This window comes from Mesorhizobium sp. M0664 (assembly GCF_040320565.1).
Taxonomy (GTDB): Bacteria; Pseudomonadota; Alphaproteobacteria; order Rhizobiales; family Rhizobiaceae; genus Mesorhizobium.
The window spans coordinates 89,746-111,414 of the sequence record NZ_JAMYPW010000016.1 but is presented as its reverse complement, the minus strand read 5'-3'; the positions used below and the strand labels follow the sequence as shown (position 1 = coordinate 111,414).

The window sequence follows — 21,669 nt, the reverse complement described above, 5'->3', positions numbered from 1 at the left end:
GGCGAGGAGGTCGCGTCGACCTTAATCAAGACGCTTCGGTGCGAGTGGATCCACGGCTTCATCGCCGACTTCTTCAACACTATCGGTCGTTTCCCGCCGTTCCCAGCGGATACCAAAGCGTCAGATACCCACTAAAACGCACTGACATAGAGGCCGCCGTCGACCGGTATGTTCTGACCGGTCAGGTAACCGGCATGGACCGAGCAGAGGAAGGCGCAGATCTGGCCGAATTCCTCCGGTGTACCGAGCCGTTTGGCCGGAACGTTGGCTGCTGCTTGCGCTTTGCGCGCGGCGGCCGCTGCCGGATCTTCGGGCGTGCCGGCCTCCTTCGGATCACGCAGCCGGTCGGTGTCGAGCTTGCCTGGCAGCATGTTGTTGATCGTCACGTTGCGGTCGGCCACCGTGCGCGCGACGCCGGCGAGGAACGAGGTGAGGCCGGCGCGGGCGCCGGACGACAGGTCGAGGCCGGGGATAGGCACATAGACCGACAGCGAGGTGATGTTGACGATGCGGCCGAAGCCGCGCGCCGCCATGCCGTCGATCACGGCCTGAACCAGCTCGACAGGGGTCACCATGTTGTGGGTGACGCCCTCGAGGATCTTTTCGCGGTCGAGCGCGCGGAAATCGCGAAACGGCGGACCGCCATTGTTGTTGACGAGGATGTCGGGATCGGGGCAGGCGGCAAGCAGCGCCTTCTGGACATCGGGCTTGGATACGTCGCCGACGATTTCGGTCACCTTGACGCCGAATTTCTCGCGCAGTTCAGCGGCGGTTTTGGCCAGCACGTCGGCGTTGCGGCCATTGATCACCAGATCGCAACCTGCCTCTGCCAGTGCCATGGCGCAGCCGCGTCCCAAGCCTTTGCTCGAAGCGCAGACGATGGCCTTCTTGCCGCGAATGCCGAGATCCATGGTGATTTTCTCCTCTGATTGCCGCGGCAACCTATCCGGATGGCTGGACCAATCGCAACCGTCATACGGTTGTTGCATGAATCGGGGCATAGGCTCAGGCGAAAGCAACGGTGACAAATGATGTCCGGCGCAGAGCCTCGCACTTTCCGCAGCATGTTCATCTCCGACGTCCATCTCGGATCGAAGGCGGCGAAGGCCGAATTCCTGATCGATTTCCTGCGCCATCACGATGCCGATATCATCTATCTCGTCGGCGACATCGTCGACGGCTGGCGCCTGAGACGAAGCTGGCATTGGCCGCAAAGCCATAACGACGTGATCCAGAAATTGCTGCGCAAGGCGCGCAAGGGCGCCAGCATCACCTACATCGCCGGCAACCATGACGAGTTCGCGCGACAGTTCCAGGGCGTTCATTTCGGCGGCATTGTCGTCGCCGACCGCGCCATCCACGAGACCGCCGACGGCAAACGCCTTCTTGTCATCCATGGCGACCAGTTCGACACCGTCGTCCATAATGCGCGCTGGCTGGCCTATCTCGGCGACTATGCCTACGACGCGGCGATGCTGCTCAACCGCATCATCACACGTCTGCGCCAGGTGCTCGGCCTGCCTTACTGGTCGTTCTCGTCCTGGGCCAAGGTCAAGGTCAAGAAGGCGGTGAATTTCATCGGCTCGTTCCAGACCGTGCTGACCGAGGAGGCGCGCCGCTCGCATGTCGACGGCGTGATCTGCGGGCACATCCACCATGCCGCGATCGAAAGCTATGAGGACGTGCAATACATCAACACGGGCGACTGGGTGGAGAGCTGCACGGCGGTGGTCGAGCATTTTGACGGCAGGATGGAGATCCTGCACTGGGCGCATGTCCTGCCGGAGACTCCGGTCGGCAGCGAGGTGCTCGTGCCGATCGACATCAAGGGCAGGGCAGTCCAGGCGGCTTGACCAAATCCGGCCGCATCTCGCTTCAATCGGTTAGTCCAGCGGTTTCATCGACTTTTTCGCCGTGTTAAGCAGCGGCAGGTGTGGCGGGCCGACCCGGCTGAATGCCGTGCCGACGGATCGCCTGTCAATGTCCTCGCTGCCGCCGCTTTCGCCCGAACAGCTCGTCAAGCCACGCCATTTCGAACTGCGCATGAGCTTGATCTTCTTTACGCTCTTCGTTCCGCTCGGGACGCATGTGCCGTATTTCCCGCTGTGGCTGCAGGCGAAGGGGTTCCATGCCGAACAGATAGCCGTGATCCTCGCCGCGCCGATGTTCCTGCGCGTGGCGACGACGCCTTTTCTTACTGCGCTGGCCGACAAAGCGAGCGACCGCGCCAATGTCTATGTTGCGCTGGTCGCCGCATCGCTGATCCTGTCCGCCGGCTACCTCCTGCCGCCGACCTACGCAACGGTACTTGCCGTGTCGCTGGCCCTGACGGTCGTCTGGACGCCGCATTCGCCGATTGCCGATTCGCTCGCCCTTTCAGGTGTTCGCCGCTTCGGCTCGAATTACGCAAGCATGCGCAAATGGGGCTCGATCTCCTATCTCTGTGCCAATCTCGCCGGCGGTTTCATCCTGTCGGCGAGCGGTGCCCAGGCTGTCCCGGTGATCATCTTCGCGGCGCTGTGTGCCGCGCTAGCCGCCGGACTGATTGCGCCGCGCCTTGGTCGTCCACGCCGCGCCTCGCCGCTTTCGGCCGCCGATATCCAGCAATCGGCACCGAAACTCCTCAACCGGTACTTCCTCTATTTTTCGACAGGCGTCGGCGTCATCACCGCCAGCCACGCATTTCTCTACGGTTTCGTGTCGATCTACTGGAAGTCGATCGGCATCAGCGATTCGGTTGTCGGGCTTCTGTGGGGGTGGGGCGTCGTCGCCGAGATATGCATGTTCGTCGTTTTCACCCGCGCTTTCGCCTCCTTCTCGGTCGTCTCGATCATGCTGATTGCCGGGATCGGCGCGATCGTGCGCTGGTTCGCCTTTCCGCTGATCTGGCCGCTTGGGCTTGGCGTTGGCGGGTTTTTCGCGATCCAGACGCTGCACGCGGTTTCGGTGGCGCTGGTGCTGATCGGCCTGCAAAAGATGATCGGTGAGACGGTCGCGGAAGAACGCACCGGGGCGGCGCAAGGCATCGCCTACTTCTCCAATGGCTTCTTCATGGCGGCGGCGACGCTGATTTCCGGTCCTCTTTACGACCGCTTCGGCGCGAATGGCTTCTTTGCGATGATCCCGATCGCCCTGACGGGCCTGGCTCTGATCGGGCTTGCCGCGCGTTCAGCCCCACAGCGCCCGCTCGGGCGGTGACACCAGCGAACCTTGGTAGACGAGACCGGGAACGCGGTCGCGGGCCAGCAGCAGCGGACCGTCGAGATCGACGAAATCGGCATCCTGCGCCAACAGCACGGCCGGCGCCATCGCAAGCGATGTGCCGACCATACAGCCGACCATGACACCAAGAGCCAGTTCGCGGGCGCGGTCGCGAAGCACGAGTGCAGCGGTCAGGCCACCCGATTTGTCGAGCTTGATGTTGACGGCGTCGTAAAGGCCGACAAGTGCTTCAAGGTCCTTCGCCTCGTGCACGCTTTCGTCGGCACAGATCGGTACCGGATGCGCGATGTGGCGAAGAATACTGTCATGTCCCGCCGGCAGCGGCTGTTCGATCAAGGCGATACCGTGCTCGGCGGCAAAGGCGAGGTTTGCGACGATGTTGTCGTTATTCCAGCCCTCGTTGGCGTCGAGAATGATTCGGCTGTCGGGTGCTGCCGCCGTCACTGCACGGATGCGCGCGATGTCGTTGTCGCCGCCGATCTTGACCTTGAGTAGCGGGCGCTGGGCGTTGGCGCGGGCCTGCGCCGCCATCGCCTCCGGCTCGGCGAGCGACAATGTATACGCAGTCTCGAGCGGTCGTAACGGAACGGTTCGTATCGTATGCGCCACCGGTGTTCCGCTGATCTTCGCTTCCAGGTCCCAGAGCGCGCAATCGATGGCGTTGCGTGCCGCGCCGGCAGGCATGGCATCGAGCAGGGCGATGCGGCTGATGCCGCGCGCGATCTCGCTGCGCATCGCCTCGATCGCGTCGCGCACACCCTCCATGGTTTCGCCATAGCGCTTGTAAGGGACGCATTCGCCGCGTCCTGTACGGCCGTTTTCGGTGATGGCGCAGGAAATCACCTCCGCTTCGGTCTTCGAGCCGCGCGAAATGGTAAAGGTCCCGGCTATCGGAAAGCGCTCGGCCTCGACCGAAATGACACGCGCCATATTTTTCTGCTCCGGCTGTGCAACAAGGAGGATGTCGGCAAATCGACAGGTCGGCCCCGTCAGGCTAAACAGGACGCCATGTTGACCATCCGCAAACGCGACGCAAGCGGCCCTGCCAAGGAGCCCGACCACCAGCCGCGCATCGCGATCGGCGAGGAGGGCGACGTTCTCGGCTGCGCTTTCTCGGGAACCTGGACGACACGTACCGTGGCGCTGGTCGATGCCGAGATGCGCAAGATCGAGAAGCGCGGCGGCTTCAAGACGCTGGCGCTCGACCTTTCACAAATCGAGAAGATGGACACTGCCGGGGCGTGGCTGATCGACCGCCTGGTCAGCAGCTTCGAAAAAAAGGGCGTCGAGATCACGATGCAGGGGCAGAGCGAGATCGCCTCGATCCTGCTTGGCGCCGTCGGGGACGCCGTTCGTCGCGAGCCCGAATCAGGTCCGGCAAAGCCGCCCAACTTCATCATTCGCGGGCTCGAGGCGGTAGGTCGGCGCGTTTATGAGATGCGCGACGATTTCCTGGCCGCAATGAATATCCTCGGCGCCACGATACGCGGCTCGCAGATGAAGCTTGGCCGTGGCCATGCCGTCAACATGGCGGCGATCTTCAACCAGATCGATCGCATGGGTGTCGGCGCCATACCGGTAGTCGTGCTGATGTCGGCCATCGTCGGTGCGATCGTCGCCCAGCAAGGCGCTTATCAGCTCAGCTATTTCGGCGCCGACATCTTCGTCGTCGACCTGGTCGGGGTGCTGATCCTGCGCGAGCTCGGCGTGCTGATGACGGCGATCATGATCGCCGGCCGCTCCGGCAGTGCGATCACCGCCGAGATCGGCTCGATGAAGATGCGCGAGGAGGTCGATGCGCTGAAGGTGATCGGTCTTAACCCAATCGGCGTGCTGGTGTTTCCGCGGCTGGTCGCGCTGGTCATCGCGCTGCCTTGCCTGACGATCGTCGCCAACTTTGCCGCGTTGGGCGGCGGCATTTTGGCTGCATGGCTCTACTCCGATATTGCACCGGCAGCGTTCATCGACCGGCTGCGTGTCGCAATCGACCTCAGCACCATCTTTGCCGGCCTGATCAAGGCGCCGTTCATGGCCATGATCATCGGTATAATTGCCTCGGTCGAGGGCATGAAGGTTGGCGGCAGCGCCGAATCGCTTGGCCAGCATGTGACCGCCTCAGTGGTGAAGTCGATCTTCGTGGTCATTATCCTCGACGGGCTTTTCGCCATGTTCTATGCAGCGATCGAGTTCTGAGATGGCGCTGCCGGGCACAAACACGACCAAGGTGGCGGCGAAAGCCAAAGAAGACGAGATCGTGCTGTCGGCGCACGACGTCACGGTGTCGTTCGCCGATCAGGTCGTTCTCGACAAATTATCGCTCGATATCTGGCGCGGGGAGATTCTCGGCTTCGTCGGTGCCTCCGGTGCCGGCAAATCTGTTCTCTTGCGCACCATCCTTGGCTTGACGCGTAAGCAATCGGGAACAATCAAACTGTTCGGGGTCGACGTCGAGAGGGCAACCGAAAGGGAGCGCCTTCGCATCGACATGCGGCTTGGCGTGCTGTTCCAGCATGGTGCGCTGTTTTCGGCGCTGACCGTCCTCGAAAACGTCCAGGTGCCGATGCGCGAATATCTCGATTTGCCGAAGAAGCTGATGGACGAACTTGCCATGCTCAAGGTCGAGTTGGTGGGATTGCCGCCGGATGCGGCGCAGAAATTCCCCTCCGAGCTCTCCGGCGGCATGATTAAGCGTGCTGCGCTGGCGCGCGCTCTGGCGCTCGATCCGGATATCGTCTTCCTCGACGAACCGACTTCCGGGCTCGATCCGATCAGCGCGGCTGAGTTCGACGAATTGGTCGTCAAACTGCGCGATACGATGGATTTGACCGTGTATATGGTCACGCACGATCTCGACACGCTGTTTACCGCGTGCGACCGCGTGGCGGTGCTCGGCAACAAGAAAGTGCTGGTCGAGGGCACGATCGACGACATGCTCAGGAGCGAGGAACCCTGGGTAAAATCCTATTTCCGCGGAAAACGCGCCCGGCAACTTGATCTTGCGGCGCGCGCATAGCCATAAGTGAGCAATGGAAACCAGGGCCAACTACGTCATTGTCGGCATTTTCACGCTGGCCGCGATCCTCGCGGCTTTCGCTTTCGTCTATTGGACGGCGGCAATCGGCGAAAAGGGTGAGACGACGGTGCTGCGCGTGCGCATTCCAGGCTCCGCTTCGGGGCTCGGCCGTGGCAGTTTCGTGCTGTTCAATGGCGTCAAAGTCGGCGACGTGCGCCGTGTCTATATCGACGTCGACAATCCGACCGCTGCTATCGCCGACACCGAAATAGACCGGAATACGCCTATCACCAAGTCGACACAGGCCGATATCGGGCTTGCCGGCCTCACCGGCCAGGCCAACATCGAGCTCAAGGGCGCCGACCCCAAAGAGCCAAAACTTCTCGACGAGGCGGAAAAGGAAGGCCGTGTCGCCGAGATCGTTGCCAACCCGTCGGCGGTCACCAATCTGCTACAGACAGCGCAGAACATCTTCACCCGCGCCGACAAGGTCCTTTCGGAGCTCGAAGGCTTCACCAAGGATGTTCGCGGGCCGCTGACGCAGACCGTCAACAATGTCCAGACCTTCTCCGATGCACTGGCCAGGAATGCGGACGGCGTCGACAAGTTCCTGGCCAGCGTCAGCTCGCTGGCGGACGAACTGAAGGGTGTTTCGGGCAAACTCGACGGCACCCTGAAGGCGGCGGAAGGGCTACTCAACGCCGTCGACAAGGACCAGATCAAGAGCATCGTCGCCAATGTCGACACGGTCACTTCCAACCTCAAGGAAACCAGCAAGCAGTTCGACACGGTCATCAAGAACGTGGACACCGCGGTCGGCTCGATCAACGACTTCGCCCAGAAGACGCAAGGCACACTGGCCAAGGTCGACGGCGTTCTCGACGGCATCGATCCGGCTGAGGTTCGCACCGCGCTGGCCAATATCCAGAAGGCCAGCGAAAACGCCAACGAGGCTGCCGCCGACATCGCCAAGGTGACCAACAAGTTCGCCAACCGGGCCGACGACATCGACGAAACCATCAAAGACGCGCACCAACTCGCAGGACGCCTCAACGATGCCTCGGTGCGAGTCGACGGTATCCTTGCCAAGGTCGACAAACTGCTCGGCTCCGGTCAGGCCGACGGCGTCATGGCCGATGCCAGGGCGACGCTCAAATCGTTCAAGCAGGTCGCCGACACGCTGAACGCCCGCCTCGGCACCATCACCGACAATCTGGCGCGGTTCTCGGGACAGGGGCTGCAAAACGTCGAATCGCTGGTCCAGGACAGCCGTCGTTCGATCAACCGCATCGAAGAGGCGGTGACCGACCTCAGCCGCAATCCACAGCGGATCCTGTCCGGCGGCGAGGGTGAGGTCCGGCAGTTCGACGGCAGGGTGCGCCGTTGACTTCGGCCTGCGCCCACCGCAAGAACATAGCTTGCGGATGCGCATTGTTTCCACGATCCGGGGGGGATCGCGTTTGAAGTCGATCAGTTCAGGCAGCGTCAGATCGAGTGGGTTCAAGGCCGGAGTGGCACTGCTGGCGCTTTCGCTCGCCGGCTGCGCGGCGCTGGGCGGCAAGCCGGCGCCGCTGGATACATTCGAGCTTTCGGCGCCGTCGCTGGAAGCGCGTGCCCACAGCCGTCGCCAGATCCTCATCGCCCAGCCATCGGCGCTCAAGGCGCTGGACAGCCAGAACATCGTCATTAAGCCATCGCCGCGATCGATCCAGTATCTCAAGGGCGCGCAATGGGCCGACCGGCTGCCGATGATCGTACAGGCGCGGCTGGCAGAGACGTTCCAGCGCTCGGGCAGCTTCACCGGCGTTGGCAAGCCAGGCGAGGGGCTGGCGATCGACTATCAGGTGATCGTTGAGATCCGCTCGTTTGAGGTGCGTGTCGATGGCGGCGAACATGCCGAGGTCGAGCTGTTCGTGCGCCTATTGAATGACCGCAACGGTGAAGTGCGCGCTTCGAAGACGTTTAGCGCCATCGCGCCCGTTTCGGGCAACGGCAACCAGGCCTATGTCGGCGCGCTCGATGCCGCGTTCGGCGATGCGGCCGGGCAAATCGTCCGCTGGACGGACACCGTGATCTGAACCGGGCTAGCTGCTGTGAGGCGGCTGGAGACCGAAGCAGCTCACGGAGCGTATTCGACAAGCGTATGATCTTCGCCCGCGAGTTCATCGTTGATGATTGAGGCTATGGTTTCCCAATCACCTCCAGCCAGCCCTGCGCCAATTTTCGGGTAGCCGATTCTTTTGCCCGCGAATTTACCTTTGACGGCCTGCATGACTTTTCGAATTGCCTGGTAGTCGGCTTTCACGCCTTTGCCCTGCCAATGGAACTGAGTGTAGCCGTTGACAACATGGAAAATGCGGCTGCCTCGCTTGATTTCGGCAACGGATATGCTTCCCAGCTTGGCTGGGTCACCCTTCAATGTCGCGCAATCCGCAGCATATGCTTCGGGAAAACGCTGCTTTATGGAAAGAGCAATTCCTTTGCCCATCTGGCACTGGCAGTTGCATCCATGCACAATGACATCGAACGTTCCGTCGAGCGCAAGCTGAAGCAGATCACCGCGAATTGTCTGCATTGCCACGAGATACCGGCCTCTGCTCTGGGCGCAAACATCCGACCAAATCAGGAGATTTGCGGACTATCTTTTTCAGTATCGGGTCTAAGCAGAAAGGGCAGAGTGCACTTTCTGTTTTCCTGTCCCGCCGCTTAGTGCAGACGGCCGCTGGCATGGGCAAGCATGGTGTAGACCTTGCCGGTGTCCGACGTCAGGTAGGTCTGCGCCATGATGTTGTCGCGGTCGTTGCGCGACACGTCCTTGAGCAGCTTTTCGAAATCGTCGCAGTAACGATCGACAGCAGCGCGGAACTCCGCCTCTGACTGATATTTGCGGCGGATCTCGTCGAACGTCTGCTGGCCCTTCAGCGTGTAAAGTCGGCGCGTGAAGACGTCGCGCTCGCCGCGCCGGTAGCGGTTCCACAACTCGATCGAGGCGTCGTGATCGATGGCGCGTGCGATATCGACCGAGAGCGAGTTCAGCGATTCCACGACATGAAGCGGCGAACGCGCAGCGGGAGCCGGGCGCGGCGCTTCGGCAGGCGCTGCCGGCTTGGCGTCGTCTTCGCGCGATGCACCGGTCAGGAGGTCGCGCACCCAACCGCCCTGCGGCGTGCGGCCGTTGGGGTCGCGTTGGCGCGGCGCTTGGTCTGCGGGACGTTCGAGGTCGAGCGTGCCGCGCAGCGCCGTCTCGCCCGAAGGCGCCTGCGGTGCACGGCGCTGTTCGGGAGCCGGAGCCGGGCGACGTGGCGGTTCGGCGGGGCGTGCGGCAGGCGCTTGCGGCGCCGGACGCAGGTTGCGCTGTTCCGAACTGTCGGCGCTGCGGCCAGATTTCGCAACGATTTCAGAAAGTTCCTTCAGCGCGTTGATCTGCTCTGAAACGGCACGGCGGATAGCCGTGGTTGATTCCTTTGCCTCTTCCGGCATCTCGATGACGCCTTTCTTAAGCTCGGCCCGGGTGAGGTCGAGCTCGCTCTTGATCGAGCCGGCGGTACGCCGCATCTCCTCGGTCGCATCGGCAAAGCGCTTGGTTGCCGAATCGACCACTTCGGAAATCGCGGTACGGATCTTGTCGGCGGATTCCAGCGTCTTGCCCTCGGCGTTCTGCAGCGTCTGGCCGACCAAATTCTCGAACGAGCGCATGACCCTTTCGAGATCTTCCGACTTCTTGACAAGGCCGACGGCGAGGTCCTCCAGCGACGATTGCCTTTCGAGCGTGTGCTCAAGATTGCTCTGGGCCGAGCTCAACAGGTCCGAGGCACTGGAAAGCAACCGGCTGTGCTCGTCGAACTTGGTGGCGATTGAAGCAACCTCGCGTAAGGTCGACGACGACAGCTCGGTGAGCCGCGTCGTGTTCGAATCGACCAGACGCGCCGAACTGGCGAAGGTCTGCGCGGTCTTTTCCGTGGTCGCCGCGAAGCTTTGCGTGCTCCCGGTCAGGCGTTCGTCGACCTGGCCGAGATTGGTCGCCGCCTGCTCGATCAATTGACCGAGCTGCGAGCTGGAGGTGGTCATGCGGCCGATGAGGTCGGCAACGCTGTCGGCAAGCGTCGAGCGCGCGCCTTCGACGGCCGACAGGGTTTCGGCCGTGCGGCTGGCGATGGCGTCGACGAGGGCGGCGTTTTGATTGCGCAGCTTCTCGGTCGCACGTTCGGTGACCTCTTCCATGCTCTTTTGCAGCTCGGAGCCGCCCTGGGCGAAGCGCTCGACCAGAGGCCGCGCCGTCTCGTCCAGGATTTTCGATATTTCTGCCGAACGGGCCGCAAGCATCGTACTGAGCTCGCGAGTATTGGCACCGATGGTCTTTGCAGCGTCATTGGTGCTCTGACCGATATGCTGGCCGACCGCGGTGAAGGTTTCGGCGATGGTGTTGGCACGCGAGACCAGTTGCGCTTCGGCACCCGAGACTTGTTCGTTGAGCTTTTGGCCCATTGTCTCGGCGGAGTAAGCGAGGCGGTTCTCGACGCTGGCGACCTGCTCCTCGACGCGGGCCGCAGTGGCGGCAGCACTCGATGCCAGGCGTTCGTCGGCACCGGCAAGCAGTTGCTCGATTTCACGGGCATGGACTGCGAGTTCCTGGCCAGTCTGCCTGGCGCGTTCGGCAACCCGCTGCTCGGTGCTGGTGAAGGCACCGACAATGGTGTCGGCATGTTCGCCGATTGCGGTGCTGCTGTCAGCGATACGGGACACCAGGCGATGATCGGCCTCCTCGAAGATGCGGCCGATCTCGGACGCACGGGCCGAAAGTGCTTCGGAGCCCTCGGCAATGCGCGAAATAAGTTGCTGGTCGGCGGCATCGAAAATGCGGCCGAGATCCGACGCACGTGCCGCGAGCGCTTCGGCGGATTCGCCGATGCGCACGCCCAGCCGCTCGTCGGCTGTTTCGAAATTGCGCAGGATGTCGCCGGCACGTGCCGCCAGCGACTGGGCCGTTTCGATGGCGCGAGAGACCAGCCTGTGGTCCGCCGCGTCGAAGGTGCCGGCAATCTCACTTGCTCTGGCTGCCAGCTGATCGGCCGTTTCCTGGGCACGCGCGAGCAAGCTGTTCGACGTGTCGTCGACGCGGGCAATCAGTGCGCTCGACGTATCCTCGGCGCGGGCGGCGAGGCGACGATCCGCCTCTTCAAAGGTGCGGGCGATGTCCTCCGCCCTGGCGAGCAGGGCGGCCGAGGTCTGCTCGGCGCGCTCGGCGATCTTGCGGTCGGCATCGCTGAATGCCGCGCCCGCCTGCTCATGCAGCGCGCTGGTAACTTCCATGACCTTCTCGCGCAGCGCGCCGGCGACGAAGACCGCGCTTCTTTCGAGCACACTGCGCACATTGTCGACACCCGTCGACAGCGCCCGCTCCATTGTGCTGGCGCGCTCTTCAATGATGCCTGTCTGCCGGCTGAACGCCTGCTCGATCTTTTCTACGTCCGCAGCGATCGCATCAGAGATGTCGGTGCTCCTGGCGGCGATCTGATCGATATGGCCGGACAGCGAACGGTCGACATCCTTGCGCGTCTCGGCGAGCCTGGAGAGATCGTCCTGCAATGCGCGGGTCAGCATGTCGCGGCCCTCGCTCAGCTTGCCGACATGACCGGCGACAATCTCGTCGACCTCGCTGCGGCTCATTGCAAGCCTCTCCAGGTCGGCTTCCAACGCGCGCCTGAGGATGTCGCGGCCTTCCGCCAGTTTCTCGACCTGGCCGGCGACCAGCCCATCGATGCTCGAGCGGCTTTCGGCCAGCTTGGCGAGATCGTCCTCGAGCGCCTTCGACAGGGTCGAGCGGTCCTGGACGAGCTTCTCTGCGTGGGTTGCGACAAGGCTGTTGACGTTGCCGAGATCGGCTTCCAGCGCACGCGAAAACTGCGCGCGATTATCGGTCAATAGCTGCGACTGATCGGCGATGGCGCCCCTGATCGTGTTGAGATCGGCCTCCAAGGCGCGCTTGAGGATATCGCGGCCTTCGGCCAGTTTCTCGACCTGGCCGGAAACCAGTCCGTCGATGCTCGAGCGGCTTTCGGCCAGCTTGGCAAGATCGTCTTCCAAGGCGCGCTTGAGGATGTCGCGACCCTCAGCCAGCTTCTCGACCTGGCCGGCGACCAGCCCGTCGATGCTCGAACGGCTCTCTGCCAGCCTGGCAAGATCGTCCTCGAGCGCTTTCGACAGGGCCGAACGGTCTTCGGCAAGCTTGTTCATATGTTCGGAGACGACGCCCCGCACGGTCTCGAGATCGGTCTCCAGTGCCCGCGACAGCTGACCACGGTCTTCCGCCAGCTTTTCGGACTGGCTGGCGATGACGCCCTTGACGGTGCTCAGATCGGCTTCGAGCGCACGCTTGAGGATGTCGCGGCCCTCTGCCAGCTTTTCGACCTGGCCGGCAACCATCACATCGATGCTCGAGCGGCTTTCGGCCAACTTAGCGAGATCGTCTTCGAGCGCCTTCGAAAGGGTCGAACGGTCTTCGGCGAGCTTGTTCATGTGATCGGAGACAACGCCCCGCACGGCCTGCAGGTCGCTCTCCAGTGCCCGCGACAACTGGCCACGGTCTTCCGCCAGCTTTTCGGACTGGCCGGCGATGACGCCCTTGATAGCGTTCAGGTCCGATTCCAGCGCGCGCTTGAGGATGTCGCGGCCTTCGGCCAGCTTCTCGACCTGGCCGGCAACCAGCCCGTCGATGCTCGACCGACTTTCGGCCAGCTTGGCAAGATCGTCTTCAAGCGTCTTCGAAAGCAGGCTGCGATCATCGGCGAGCCTGCCCGAATGATCGGCGATCAGGCTCCTGATGTCGGACAGGTCGTTATCGAGTGACTGGGAAAGCCCGCTGCGGTCTTGCGCCAATTTCGCCGAATGGGCCTCGATGAGGCCATTGATGCCGGCAATGTCGGCTTCCAGCGCACTGGCGAGTATGGCGCGGCCCTCGGCGATCTTTTCGACCTGACCGGCGACGAGGCCGTCGACGCTGGCGCGACTCTCTGCCAGTTTGCCGAGGTCGGCCTCGAGCGCGCGCGAAAGGATGCTGCGGCCTTCGGCGAGCTTGCCGACATGCCCGGCAACCATTTCATCAATTATCGTGCGGGCTTGCACGAGTTTTCCAGAGTCTTCGTTCAAGGCCTGGGCAAGCCTGTTGCGACCCTCTTCAAGGCTTTCGAGATGGCTGCCCAGCGAAGCGTCGATCGCTGCGCGCGATTCATTGACCTTGCGCAGATCCTCTTCAAGGGCGCGCGAGATCAGGCCGCGGCCTTCGGCTAGCTTCTGCACCTGGTTAGCCACCGCTGCGTCGATTTCGGCGCGACCTTCGGCGAACTTCGCCAGATCGGCCTGCATTGCCGCCGCCATCCGGTCGCGGCTTTCGGAAAGCTTGCGGCTGTGGTTCTCGACGGCTTCCTCGATGCCGGCGCGAGCATCGGCAAGCCGCTCGATGTCCGTATCGAACGAACGCGATACGACATGGCGCGCCGCTTCCATGCGCCCGGCGAAATCGCCGGCGCGGGCTTCAAGCATGGTCGAGGTCGATGAAATGATATCGGCCATGTCGGCGCCGATCTGGGTCTTGCCCTGATCGATCATCGCCGACAGCGTCTCCTTGCTATCCTGGAAGGTGTGGGCGATTTCGCGCGCGCGCTCGACCAGCGTCTCGTTGATCTGGCGTGCGCGAGCCTCCAGCGCGGCGTTGAGCTTCTGCGTGCCGGTGTCGAGCGCCTCGGCGCGGGTCTGGAACTCGCTGATCAGCGCCTGGCCACGTTCAGCAAGCGTCCGTTCGATGCCGTTGAGACTGGCTTCGAATTCCGAATTGAGTGTGCGAGCGGCACCGCCGAGCAGCGACACCATGCCGCTCGTGCGGTCGTCGAGCAGGTCGGTCAGTGACCGCGTCAGGCCGTCGGTGGTGTCCGTCAGCTTGGCGATCCGGGTGTCGAGCAGGCTGGCGAAGGCCTCGCCCGACGTCGACAGCCGATCGGTGATCGATTCGAGCCGGCCTTCCACCGAATCGAAGATCGACATCGAGCTTCCGTTGATCCTGTCGATCAGCGTGTCGCCGGATTCGTTGATCGTCATCGACAGCTTGGTCGAGGCGTTGAGAATGCTGTCGCGAATGATATCGCTGGCGGCGTTGATCTCGTCTTTCAGTGTCTCGTGGGCGCCGGTGATCGAGGCGCGCACGCGCTCGGCATGGGTGACGACCGCTTCGCGCTCGCTGCCCAGCCCATCGACCAGCGAGCGGATGCGGGACTCGTTCTCTGAATAGGAGCGCTCGATCTGGTTCACCTCGCTGTGGACCAGCGTTTCGAGCTCGACGGCACGCGCAAGCGTGCGTTCGATGCCTTCGCCCATGGCTGCCACCTCGCGGCGAACCGCTTGGCCGATCATCATGACGCGATCCTGGGCAAGATTTTCCGGCTCGGCCAGACGGAAGGCCACCTCGGTCATCGACTGCGCGGCAAGGCGCATCTCCTGAGCGCGGCGAATCATCACTGCGAATGCCCAGAACAGGATGACGGGCACGATTGCCGCGACCGCCAGGCCGATCAGCTCGGGACGGGCGAAAAACTGATCGAAGGTGCGGATGTTCCAGATGCCAGGTCCGAACAACAGGTTCGCAAGGCCGCCAGCGCCGGCGATCCAGGCCAGCGAAACGAGAGCCACGACCCAGTAGATCGTGTTCGAGGCGCGCCGATTGAGGGTGTGCAGGAGCGTCTTATAGTCTTTTTGACGATCGTCGTTGGCCGGCGAGAAAGCTGCCGGCTGGGAGCCATTGCGCGTTGCGACAGGACGCAACTCAGCCGGCTTGGTCTTTGGCGCGGGATTTGCGATCTGGCCTTGATTGGCGGCAGGTGCCGCGTTCTGGGTCTGGTCCGGGGCAGGCGCTTCGTTCTGGCTGCGACCTTCGCGCGCCAGCTCGTCGGCGGCTTGCGATATTTGCGCTTCGAGATCTTCCATGGATGCAGCCATGTCGAAGTCGCCGCCGGCATCGCCGCTCAGATCGATATCAAGTGCCTTTTCAAGTTCCCTGGCTACGTCGCTGTCGAGCGTTCTTGTCGTCGTTGGTTTCTTCGCCATGCCTTCGCTACCCTGTACAAGCTGCCGCGGGACCTATGGTTGTGCTTATTGATTCTGCCTAGCGTGTCCCGCGCAGGAGGCTGAAAATGGACCTGTCGTATCGTAATGACACAGCCGGGTAAAGAAAACATGCATTCCGCCCGATACGTAAAACTTTAAATATAAGGTTAACACAGCCGTGATTCCGGCGCCGTTATCGCGACATTTTTCCGGGCCAATCATTAACCCGTTGTCCACCGGATACGCCTAGTTTTTGCGGCGGTCGAAGAACGGAGTCTCAAAGTGATACGTGGCGAAAACGGCATTGCCTTCTCGATGCCCGGCGGCGACGTGTCGGGGACAGCCGGGGCGCGGCCGATCGACCTGGCGCATCTTGCGCGCCAGACGATGGGCGATCGGAGCCTCGAGCAGGAGGTGCTGGCTCTGTTCGTGCAGCAGGCGCTGTCGGTGCGCGACAAGATCGTCGATGCGGATGTCAGGCAGCGGCTGCTATTGGCACACGGGCTCAAAGGCTCGGCGCGCGGGGTCGGCGCCTTCGCCATTGCCGATTGCGCCAGCGCGATCGAATGCCGGCCCGAAGACGCCAGCACGCTGAAGCGGCTTGGCTCGCTGATCGAAGAAGTGCGCGACTTCGTCGCCGCCATCAGCCGATAGCGCTTATTCCCAAAACGCCACACAGCGGCGCTTTGGCGCCGCAGTTGACTTGTCCGGCAGAGTGATTATGTCGGCTCAGACTCCCTTCAGGTGACAAATGACCAAACTGACCTTCATCGCCCATGACGGCACGCATTTTGACGTGGATGCCGAAAACGGCTCGACCGTCATGGAAAATGCGATCCGCAATGCGGTGCCGGGAATAGAAGCGGAATGCGGCGGCGCCTGCGCCTGCGCGACCTGCCATGTTTATGTCGACGAAGCCTGGACGGCGGAGGTCGGCGAGCCGGAAGCCATGGAAGAGGACATGCTGGATTTCGCCTACGAGGTCCAGCCGAACTCGCGGCTGTCATGCCAGATCAAGGTGCGCGACGCCCTCGACGGGCTGGTCGTGCGCGTGCCGGCCCGCCAGGGGTGAAGCCGATTTTTGCCGCTGCCGCTTGGCAGCGGGCGAATGGTCATGCAGTGTCGCGCGTTTTCCCATAAAGGCGCATGCTTCATGACGGCTATCAACAAGACAGACGTACTCATTGTCGGGGCAGGGCCTGTCGGCCTGTTTGCGGTGTTCGAGCTCGGCCTCTTCGACATGAAGTGCCATCTGATCGACATACTCGACCGGCCCGGCGGGCAGTGTGCCGAACTCTACCCGGAAAAGCCGATCTACGACATTCCGGGCTGGCCCTCGATCTCGGCACAAGGTCTGGTCGACAAGCTGCTTGAGCAGATCGCGCCGTTCAAGCCCGAATTCACCTATAACCGCATGGTTTCGGGCCTGGAAAGGCTGGACGACGGCAGCTTCCGCGTCACCACCGACGAAAACGAGGTGTTCGAAGCCAAAATTGTGGTGATCGCCGCCGGCGGCGGCTCTTTCCAGCCGAAGCGGCCGCCGATCCCAGGCATCGAACCTTATGAAGGCAAGAGCGTGTTCTACTCGGTGCGCCGGATGGAGGACTTTCGCGGCCATGACCTCGTCATCGTCGGCGGCGGCGATTCGGCGCTCGACTGGACGCTGAACCTGCAGCCGGTGGCCAAGAGCGTGACACTGGTGCACCGGCGGCCCGAATTCCGTGCAGCACCCGACAGCGTCAACAAGATGTATGCCATGCAGGAGATGAAGCAACTGGAATTCCAGGTCGGACAGGTGACTGGCCTGGCCGGCGCCGACGGCCGGCTCGCCTCCGCCACCATCAAGGGGCCGGAGGGCGATATCGAAGTGCCGTGTACGCGGATGCTGCCGTTCTTCGGCCTGACGATGAAGCTCGGCCCAGTCGCCGAATGGGGCCTCAACCTCCACGAGAACCTGATCCCGGTCGACACCGAAAAATTCCAGACGTCGGTGCCCGGCATCTTCGCCGTCGGCGACATCAACTGGTACCCCGGCAAGCTGAAGCTGATCCTGTCGGGCTTCCACGAGGTCGCCTTGATGGCGCAAGCGGCCAAGCGCATCGTCAGCCCCGGCGAGCGCATCGTTTTTCAGTATACGACCTCGTCAACCAGTCTGCAGAAGAAGCTCGGCGTGGTCGACTGAACCTCGCCATATTTTTGTCGGGCCGGTCTACTCCGCCAGGGCTGGAGCCACAGCCTCGGCATGGCCGCGAAGCGTTTTCTCCGGCATCAGCCAGAGCGTGATGAGCGACAACAGCAAGATCGCGGCCGCGGCAAGAAAGATCATCACGAACGGCATGGCCGAGGCGATATGGCCGGCCGGCTGCGTGCCTTCGCTGGCCAGCGGCAGCCCGTAACCAAGGGCGACGGCACCGAGCATGGCGACGCCAAGCGCGCTGCCCAGCGAGCGGAGGAAGGTGAGAACGCCGGTCGCCACGCCAAGGTGCATACGATCGACGGCGTTCTGGACCGAGACGGTGGCAACCGGAAAGGTCGTGCCTGTGCCCAGGCCTACGCAGGTCGTCAACACCTCGACGAGCAACAGTGAGGCATGCCCGGCGACCAGGCTGAGCACGCCGAGGCACAGGATCGAGAAAACAGTTCCGATCATGGCAATGCGTTTATAGTGAAAAAAGCGCGGAATCATTCGCGCGCTAAAGGTCGCACCGGCCACCGTGCCGAGCATCAGCCCAAGCAATGCGGTGCCCGATTGACTGACCGACAGGCCGACGACCGACTGCAGGTAGACCGGCAGATAGACCGACAAGCCGACATTGGCGGCCTGCAGCAGGAACATCGACAATGTGCCGGCGAGAACGATCGGATTGCCGAGCACTTCGAGCGAGATCAGCGGTTCGGCCGCGCGCATGAGCCGCAGCGCGAACGCGCTCCAGAACACCGCCGAGCAGGCGAGCAGTCCAAGGATTTCAGGCGACAGCCACGGATACTCGCTGCCGCCCCAGTTCAAGGCAAGCAGCAGCAGCGAGGTGGCCGCGACCAGAAGCAGCGCGCCGAGGCCGTCGATGCGGTGATGTTTTGCGGCGATCGGCAGCTTCTTGAGCGGGTTGTTGATGATCGCCATGGCCAGCAGGCCCAGCGGAATGTTGATCCAGAAGATCAGCGACCAATGCAGATGTTCGGCGAAGGTGCCGCCGAGCAGCGGCCCGGCGATGCTGGCGACGGCCCATGTGCCCGAGATCCAGGCGGCGTATCGGGCCCGCTCGCGCGGCGGCACGAGGTCGCCGATCACGGTCTGCGTCAGGGCGAACAGACCGCCGCCGCCGGCGCCCTGGATCGCCCGGCCGACAACCAGGACCAGCATGTTGGGGGCCGTGGCGCTGACCAGCGAGCCGGCGAGAAAGATCAGGATTGCAGCATAGACGGTCGGCCGGCGACCATAAATATCGGAGATCTTGCCGTAGAGCGGCGCCACGGCGGTCGCGGTCAGAAGATAGCCGGTCACGATCCATGGCAGATATTCGGCATGCCCGAGCAGACGTGCCATCGTCGGCATCGCCGGCGCGACGATGGTCTGGTCGAGCGCCGCCAGCAGCATCGACAAAAGCACGCCGCCGATGATGGCGTTTTTCTCGGTTTCGGTCAGCGGCGCGCTGGTTTCCACCATCGTTTGCTTGTCGACAGTCTGGTCCATATCCGTTCATCCATTATGCCTGCGTGCACGTCCGCGACGGGCTGGGAAGCATCTAGTACGCCGATTGGCGTTGCCGGAGGCTGATCCCTGCGAACCTGGCATATGTCGTTCGCTATAGGCCGATTTCGACAGCGGCTCGAAAGTTTTCCGAAGCTGGCACTATGTTTCGGCAAAATTGGCTTTGTCCGACGACGCGGAGTTCAGCCGGGAGCGAGCCGGCCGTTCTCAATGCGCTCGATGCGATAGTGCAAAAGCCGCAGGATGCGGCTTTGGAAATTGGCGCTTTCGACACGATCGAAGCGCATCTGGTCCTGGTCGTGTTTGGCAAGCATGGCCGCAGTGATTTTTGCGGCCTTGGCCTTTGCCAGTTCGCAGGTCTTTTCCGGGTAGCTCGCCTTCAAGGCGTCTTCTAGTTCGCGGCCGTGGTTCTTGGCAATCTCGACGTGGCGTTCCTCATGGCGCTTGATGTCGGCGGACAACGTATCCCAGAACAGCCTGACGCCGGCATCGGCTTTGCGCGGGCGGCGCCACTCAGGAAGGATGACCTTGACCTTGACGGTGACGACAGCGTCGGCAATCCAGCACGAGCCCGGCTTTTGCGCATAGCTGACGCGGGTGGTGAACGCCATCTGGGTAGCTCCCGGATGCCGCGACCCGGTGCTTTTCACCTGAGGCCCGAGTTTCGACAGCTGGGTCTCGATGTCGTCGAGCGTCCTGCCGCCGATCGGGAAATAACTATATGTCTTGACGAGCGTTGCAGCGCCGGCCGGGAATGCGGTCAGAGCGAGCATCAGGGCGCAGAGGAGGGATCGTTTCATCGTGTTGCCTCTTTCCCCACCTTGCTTTACCGCCGTCCTCGGCGCAACGGAATTGATCCCCCGCCACGCCGCGGGATCGAACATGGTTGATGGGCAATGATGACAGGGCGATGGCAGTTGGCGCACGGACGCCATGTCGACCTTGGCGGCAAGGCCGTGGTCGTCGGCATCCTCAACATCACGCCGGACAGTTTTTCCGACGGCGGCCTGTTCGATGCGCCGGAAAAAGCAGTGGCCCAGGCGCGCCGCATGGTCGAGGAGGGGGCCTCCGTCATCGACATCGGCGGAGAATCGACACGTCCCGGGGCGTCTGCGGTCTCCGCAAAGGAGGAACAAACCCGCATACTGCCCGTCATCGAGGCGCTGGTGAAGGCCGGCGGAACGCTGATCTCGGTCGATACCTATCGCGAGGATACGGCCCGGCTTGCCGTCCAAGCCGGCGCGCATATCGTCAATGACGTCTGGGGCCTGCAGCGCGAACCGGGCATTGCCCGCGTCGCGGCCGAAACCGGCGCTGGCCTTGTCGTCATGCACACGGGACGGGACCGGCAGAAACTGCCCGACGTGATTGCCGATCAGCTCTTCTTCCTCAGGAAGTCGCTGGAAATCGCGCGGCGGAGCGGTGTTGCCGACGATCATATCGTGCTCGATCCGGGCTTCGGCTTTGCCAAGGAGACGGCAGCGGAAAATCTTGACCTGATGGCACGGTTTTCCGAACTTCATGCGCTGGGTTTTCCACTGATGGCCGGCACATCGCGAAAGCGCTTTATCGGCACCGTCACCGGCCGCGACGCAGCCGCAAGAGGCGCCGGGACCGCGGCCACCAGCGTCATCCTGAGGCTCAAAGGCGCGCATCTCTTTCGCGTCCACGATGTCGCAATCAACGTGGATGCGCTGGCCATCGCCGATGCTATGCTGGCACGTGAGATCGGGGAAAGCTGAGCCATGTATGTCATCCGCATGAAGAACTGCGCCTTCTTTGCCCGGCACGGTGTGCTGGACGAAGAAGAGACGCTCGGCCAGCGCTTTTATGTCGATGCGGCACTCATGGTGGATCCCGGGCGGGCGCTGGTCGAGGATTCCATCGAGGACACCGTCAATTACGGCATCGCCTTTGCGGTCATCGAGAAGATCATTACCGGCGAACGGCGCTTTCTGATCGAAGCGCTGGCGCTCGAAGTGGCGAGGGCGCTGACGGCGCGGTTTCCGCAGATCAAGAAGGCCGAGATCACCGTGCGCAAGCCGAACGCCCCGGTGCCGGGTGTGCTCGATCATGTCGAGGTGACCGTTGTCTGGCCAGAATAGTAACAACAACAACACCGTCTATCTCAGCCTTGGCGGCAATCTCGGTGATCCGGCGAAGTCGATGGCTGCGGCACTGGGCATTCTGGATGCCAACGAGAGAACACGCGTCGTTGCCGTTTCGTCGCTCTACCGCACGCCGCCCTGGGGCAAGCTCGATCAGCCGGATTTCCTCAACGCGGCGGCCGGAATCTCGACCGCGCTCGCGCCGCGGGCCTTGCTCGACCTTTGCCTCGACGCCGAGCGAAAACTGAAGCGGGTGCGCGAGGAGCGCTGGGGTCCACGCCTGATCGATATCGACATTCTGGTGTTCGGCGACCGCATCATCCACGAGACCGGACTGGAGGTGCCGCATCCGCGCATGCTGGAGCGCGCCTTCGTGCTGGCGCCGCTGGCAGAAATTGCGCCGGAGCTTGTGGTCGACGGCAAGAGCGTATCGGAGCGGCTGGCCGCCGTCGACACATCGGGCATTGAACGGCTGGCGTCAGGCCGGGATTGGTGGAAAACCTGATGCTGTCGCCATCGGTGCC

At 62.7% G+C, this 21,669-nt stretch carries 18 protein-coding genes; 12 read left to right on the top strand and 6 right to left on the bottom strand.

Going from position 1 to position 21,669, the window contains the following annotated elements:
• Nucleotides 1–131 precede the first annotated feature (131 nt).
• Nucleotides 132–911: an SDR family oxidoreductase gene (locus NKI39_RS16990; RefSeq protein WP_352816684.1), complete on the bottom strand. Its 780-nt coding sequence runs from the start codon at nt 909–911 to the stop codon at nt 132–134.
• 120 nt (nt 912–1,031) lie between these two features.
• Between NKI39_RS16990 and NKI39_RS16985 the strand changes: the two genes are divergently transcribed.
• The gene (locus tag NKI39_RS16985) at nt 1,032–1,853 is read left to right on the top strand and encodes a UDP-2,3-diacylglucosamine diphosphatase (protein ID WP_352471734.1); all 822 of its coding nucleotides are present in this window, start codon (nt 1,032–1,034) and stop codon (nt 1,851–1,853) included.
• Nucleotides 1,854–1,980: 127 nt separating this feature from the next.
• Nucleotides 1,981–3,198: an MFS transporter gene (locus tag NKI39_RS16980; RefSeq protein ID WP_352540619.1), complete on the top strand. Its 1,218-nt coding sequence runs from the start codon at nt 1,981–1,983 to the stop codon at nt 3,196–3,198.
• Here NKI39_RS16980 and dgcA read toward each other — a convergent pair.
• Complete coding sequence (gene dgcA / locus NKI39_RS16975) at nt 3,169–4,152, bottom strand: N-acetyl-D-Glu racemase DgcA (RefSeq protein WP_352833128.1); 984 nt, start codon at nt 4,150–4,152, stop codon at nt 3,169–3,171. The genes NKI39_RS16980 and dgcA overlap by 30 nt on opposite strands.
• A 78-nt stretch (nt 4,153–4,230) precedes the next feature.
• On the opposite strand from dgcA, the gene NKI39_RS16970 reads away from it, so the two are divergent.
• Genes NKI39_RS16970 through NKI39_RS16955 form a run of 4 tightly spaced genes read left to right on the top strand, consistent with a single transcriptional unit; the run spans nt 4,231 to nt 8,313 of the window.
• On the top strand, nt 4,231–5,415 hold the full coding sequence (locus NKI39_RS16970; RefSeq protein WP_352833125.1) for an ABC transporter permease: 1,185 nt from the start codon (nt 4,231–4,233) through the stop codon (nt 5,413–5,415).
• Nucleotide 5,416: 1 nt separating this feature from the next.
• Complete coding sequence (locus NKI39_RS16965) at nt 5,417–6,235, top strand: ABC transporter ATP-binding protein (protein WP_352593549.1); 819 nt, start codon at nt 5,417–5,419, stop codon at nt 6,233–6,235.
• Nucleotides 6,236–6,248: 13 nt separating this feature from the next.
• Nucleotides 6,249–7,622, top strand: coding sequence for an MlaD family protein (locus NKI39_RS16960; RefSeq protein WP_352540616.1), 1,374 nt, complete (start codon nt 6,249–6,251; stop codon nt 7,620–7,622).
• A gap of 37 nt (nt 7,623–7,659) precedes the next feature.
• A complete protein-coding gene (locus tag NKI39_RS16955) occupies nt 7,660–8,313 on the top strand; it encodes an ABC-type transport auxiliary lipoprotein family protein (RefSeq protein ID WP_352742602.1) in 654 nt (217 codons plus the stop codon).
• Nucleotides 8,314–8,354: 41 nt separating this feature from the next.
• Here the strand turns inward: NKI39_RS16955 and NKI39_RS16950 are convergent, their stop codons facing one another.
• Together NKI39_RS16950 and NKI39_RS16945 are read right to left on the bottom strand one after the other, a co-directional pair.
• On the bottom strand, nt 8,355–8,810 hold the full coding sequence (locus tag NKI39_RS16950) for a macro domain-containing protein (protein ID WP_352448960.1): 456 nt from the start codon (nt 8,808–8,810) through the stop codon (nt 8,355–8,357).
• Between the two features lie 131 nt (nt 8,811–8,941).
• Nucleotides 8,942–15,328 (bottom strand): apolipoprotein A-IV repeat region-like domain-containing protein, encoded by a 6,387-nt coding sequence (locus tag NKI39_RS16945; protein ID WP_352833122.1) that lies wholly within the window; start codon nt 15,326–15,328, stop codon nt 8,942–8,944.
• Between the two features lie 285 nt (nt 15,329–15,613).
• On the opposite strand from NKI39_RS16945, the gene NKI39_RS16940 reads away from it, so the two are divergent.
• From NKI39_RS16940 to NKI39_RS16930, 3 genes are all read left to right on the top strand, one after another.
• Nucleotides 15,614–15,982 carry an Hpt domain-containing protein gene (locus tag NKI39_RS16940; protein WP_292660938.1) on the top strand — a complete coding sequence of 123 codons (369 nt, stop codon included), beginning with the start codon at nt 15,614–15,616 and terminating at the stop codon, nt 15,980–15,982.
• Nucleotides 15,983–16,079: 97 nt separating this feature from the next.
• Complete coding sequence (locus tag NKI39_RS16935; RefSeq protein WP_023674833.1) at nt 16,080–16,400, top strand: 2Fe-2S iron-sulfur cluster-binding protein; 321 nt, start codon at nt 16,080–16,082, stop codon at nt 16,398–16,400.
• Between the two features lie 81 nt (nt 16,401–16,481).
• Nucleotides 16,482–17,510: an NAD(P)/FAD-dependent oxidoreductase gene (locus tag NKI39_RS16930; protein ID WP_352766685.1), complete on the top strand. Its 1,029-nt coding sequence runs from the start codon at nt 16,482–16,484 to the stop codon at nt 17,508–17,510.
• A gap of 27 nt (nt 17,511–17,537) precedes the next feature.
• Here NKI39_RS16930 and NKI39_RS16925 read toward each other — a convergent pair whose 3' ends face one another.
• Together NKI39_RS16925 and NKI39_RS16920 are read right to left on the bottom strand one after the other, a co-directional pair.
• Nucleotides 17,538–19,019 carry an MDR family MFS transporter gene (locus NKI39_RS16925; RefSeq protein ID WP_352833119.1) on the bottom strand — a complete coding sequence of 494 codons (1,482 nt, stop codon included), beginning with the start codon at nt 19,017–19,019 and terminating at the stop codon, nt 17,538–17,540.
• 200 nt (nt 19,020–19,219) lie between these two features.
• Nucleotides 19,220–19,837, bottom strand: a complete 618-nt coding sequence (locus NKI39_RS16920; protein ID WP_023674836.1) for a DUF922 domain-containing Zn-dependent protease — start codon at nt 19,835–19,837, stop codon at nt 19,220–19,222.
• A 96-nt stretch (nt 19,838–19,933) separates the two neighbouring features.
• Between NKI39_RS16920 and folP the strand changes: the two genes are divergently transcribed.
• Genes folP through folK form a run of 3 tightly spaced genes read left to right on the top strand, consistent with a single transcriptional unit; the run spans nt 19,934 to nt 21,650 of the window.
• Nucleotides 19,934–20,779 carry a dihydropteroate synthase gene (gene folP / locus NKI39_RS16915; protein ID WP_352502492.1) on the top strand — a complete coding sequence of 282 codons (846 nt, stop codon included), beginning with the start codon at nt 19,934–19,936 and terminating at the stop codon, nt 20,777–20,779.
• Between the two features lie 3 nt (nt 20,780–20,782).
• On the top strand, nt 20,783–21,142 hold the full coding sequence (gene folB / locus NKI39_RS16910) for a dihydroneopterin aldolase (protein WP_352471721.1): 360 nt from the start codon (nt 20,783–20,785) through the stop codon (nt 21,140–21,142).
• Complete coding sequence (gene folK / locus NKI39_RS16905) at nt 21,126–21,650, top strand: 2-amino-4-hydroxy-6-hydroxymethyldihydropteridine diphosphokinase (RefSeq protein ID WP_352833116.1); 525 nt, start codon at nt 21,126–21,128, stop codon at nt 21,648–21,650. Before folB ends, folK begins: the two co-directional genes overlap by 17 nt.
• The last annotated feature ends 19 nt before the right edge of the window (nt 21,651–21,669 follow it).

Bases quoted from the DNA above. Each gene is read 5' to 3' on its own strand.
- NKI39_RS16990 (WP_352816684.1), bottom strand. From the start codon at position 911: ATGGATCTCGGCATTCGCGGCAAGAAGGCCATCGTCTGCGCTTCGAGC.
- NKI39_RS16985 (WP_352471734.1), top strand. From the start codon at position 1,032: ATGTCCGGCGCAGAGCCTCGCACTTTCCGCAGCATGTTCATCTCCGAC.
- NKI39_RS16980 (WP_352540619.1), top strand. From the start codon at position 1,981: ATGTCCTCGCTGCCGCCGCTTTCGCCCGAACAGCTCGTCAAGCCACGC.
- dgcA (WP_352833128.1), bottom strand. From the start codon at position 4,152: ATGGCGCGTGTCATTTCGGTCGAGGCCGAGCGCTTTCCGATAGCCGGG.
- NKI39_RS16970 (WP_352833125.1), top strand. From the start codon at position 4,231: ATGTTGACCATCCGCAAACGCGACGCAAGCGGCCCTGCCAAGGAGCCC.
- NKI39_RS16965 (WP_352593549.1), top strand. From the start codon at position 5,417: ATGGCGCTGCCGGGCACAAACACGACCAAGGTGGCGGCGAAAGCCAAA.
- NKI39_RS16960 (WP_352540616.1), top strand. From the start codon at position 6,249: ATGGAAACCAGGGCCAACTACGTCATTGTCGGCATTTTCACGCTGGCC.
- NKI39_RS16955 (WP_352742602.1), top strand. From the start codon at position 7,660: ATGCGCATTGTTTCCACGATCCGGGGGGGATCGCGTTTGAAGTCGATC.
- NKI39_RS16950 (WP_352448960.1), bottom strand. From the start codon at position 8,810: ATGCAGACAATTCGCGGTGATCTGCTTCAGCTTGCGCTCGACGGAACG.
- NKI39_RS16945 (WP_352833122.1), bottom strand. From the start codon at position 15,328: ATGGCGAAGAAACCAACGACGACAAGAACGCTCGACAGCGACGTAGCC.
- NKI39_RS16935 (WP_023674833.1), top strand. From the start codon at position 16,080: ATGACCAAACTGACCTTCATCGCCCATGACGGCACGCATTTTGACGTG.
- NKI39_RS16930 (WP_352766685.1), top strand. From the start codon at position 16,482: ATGACGGCTATCAACAAGACAGACGTACTCATTGTCGGGGCAGGGCCT.
- NKI39_RS16925 (WP_352833119.1), bottom strand. From the start codon at position 19,019: ATGGACCAGACTGTCGACAAGCAAACGATGGTGGAAACCAGCGCGCCG.
- NKI39_RS16920 (WP_023674836.1), bottom strand. From the start codon at position 19,837: ATGAAACGATCCCTCCTCTGCGCCCTGATGCTCGCTCTGACCGCATTC.
- folP (WP_352502492.1), top strand. From the start codon at position 19,934: ATGATGACAGGGCGATGGCAGTTGGCGCACGGACGCCATGTCGACCTT.
- folB (WP_352471721.1), top strand. From the start codon at position 20,783: ATGTATGTCATCCGCATGAAGAACTGCGCCTTCTTTGCCCGGCACGGT.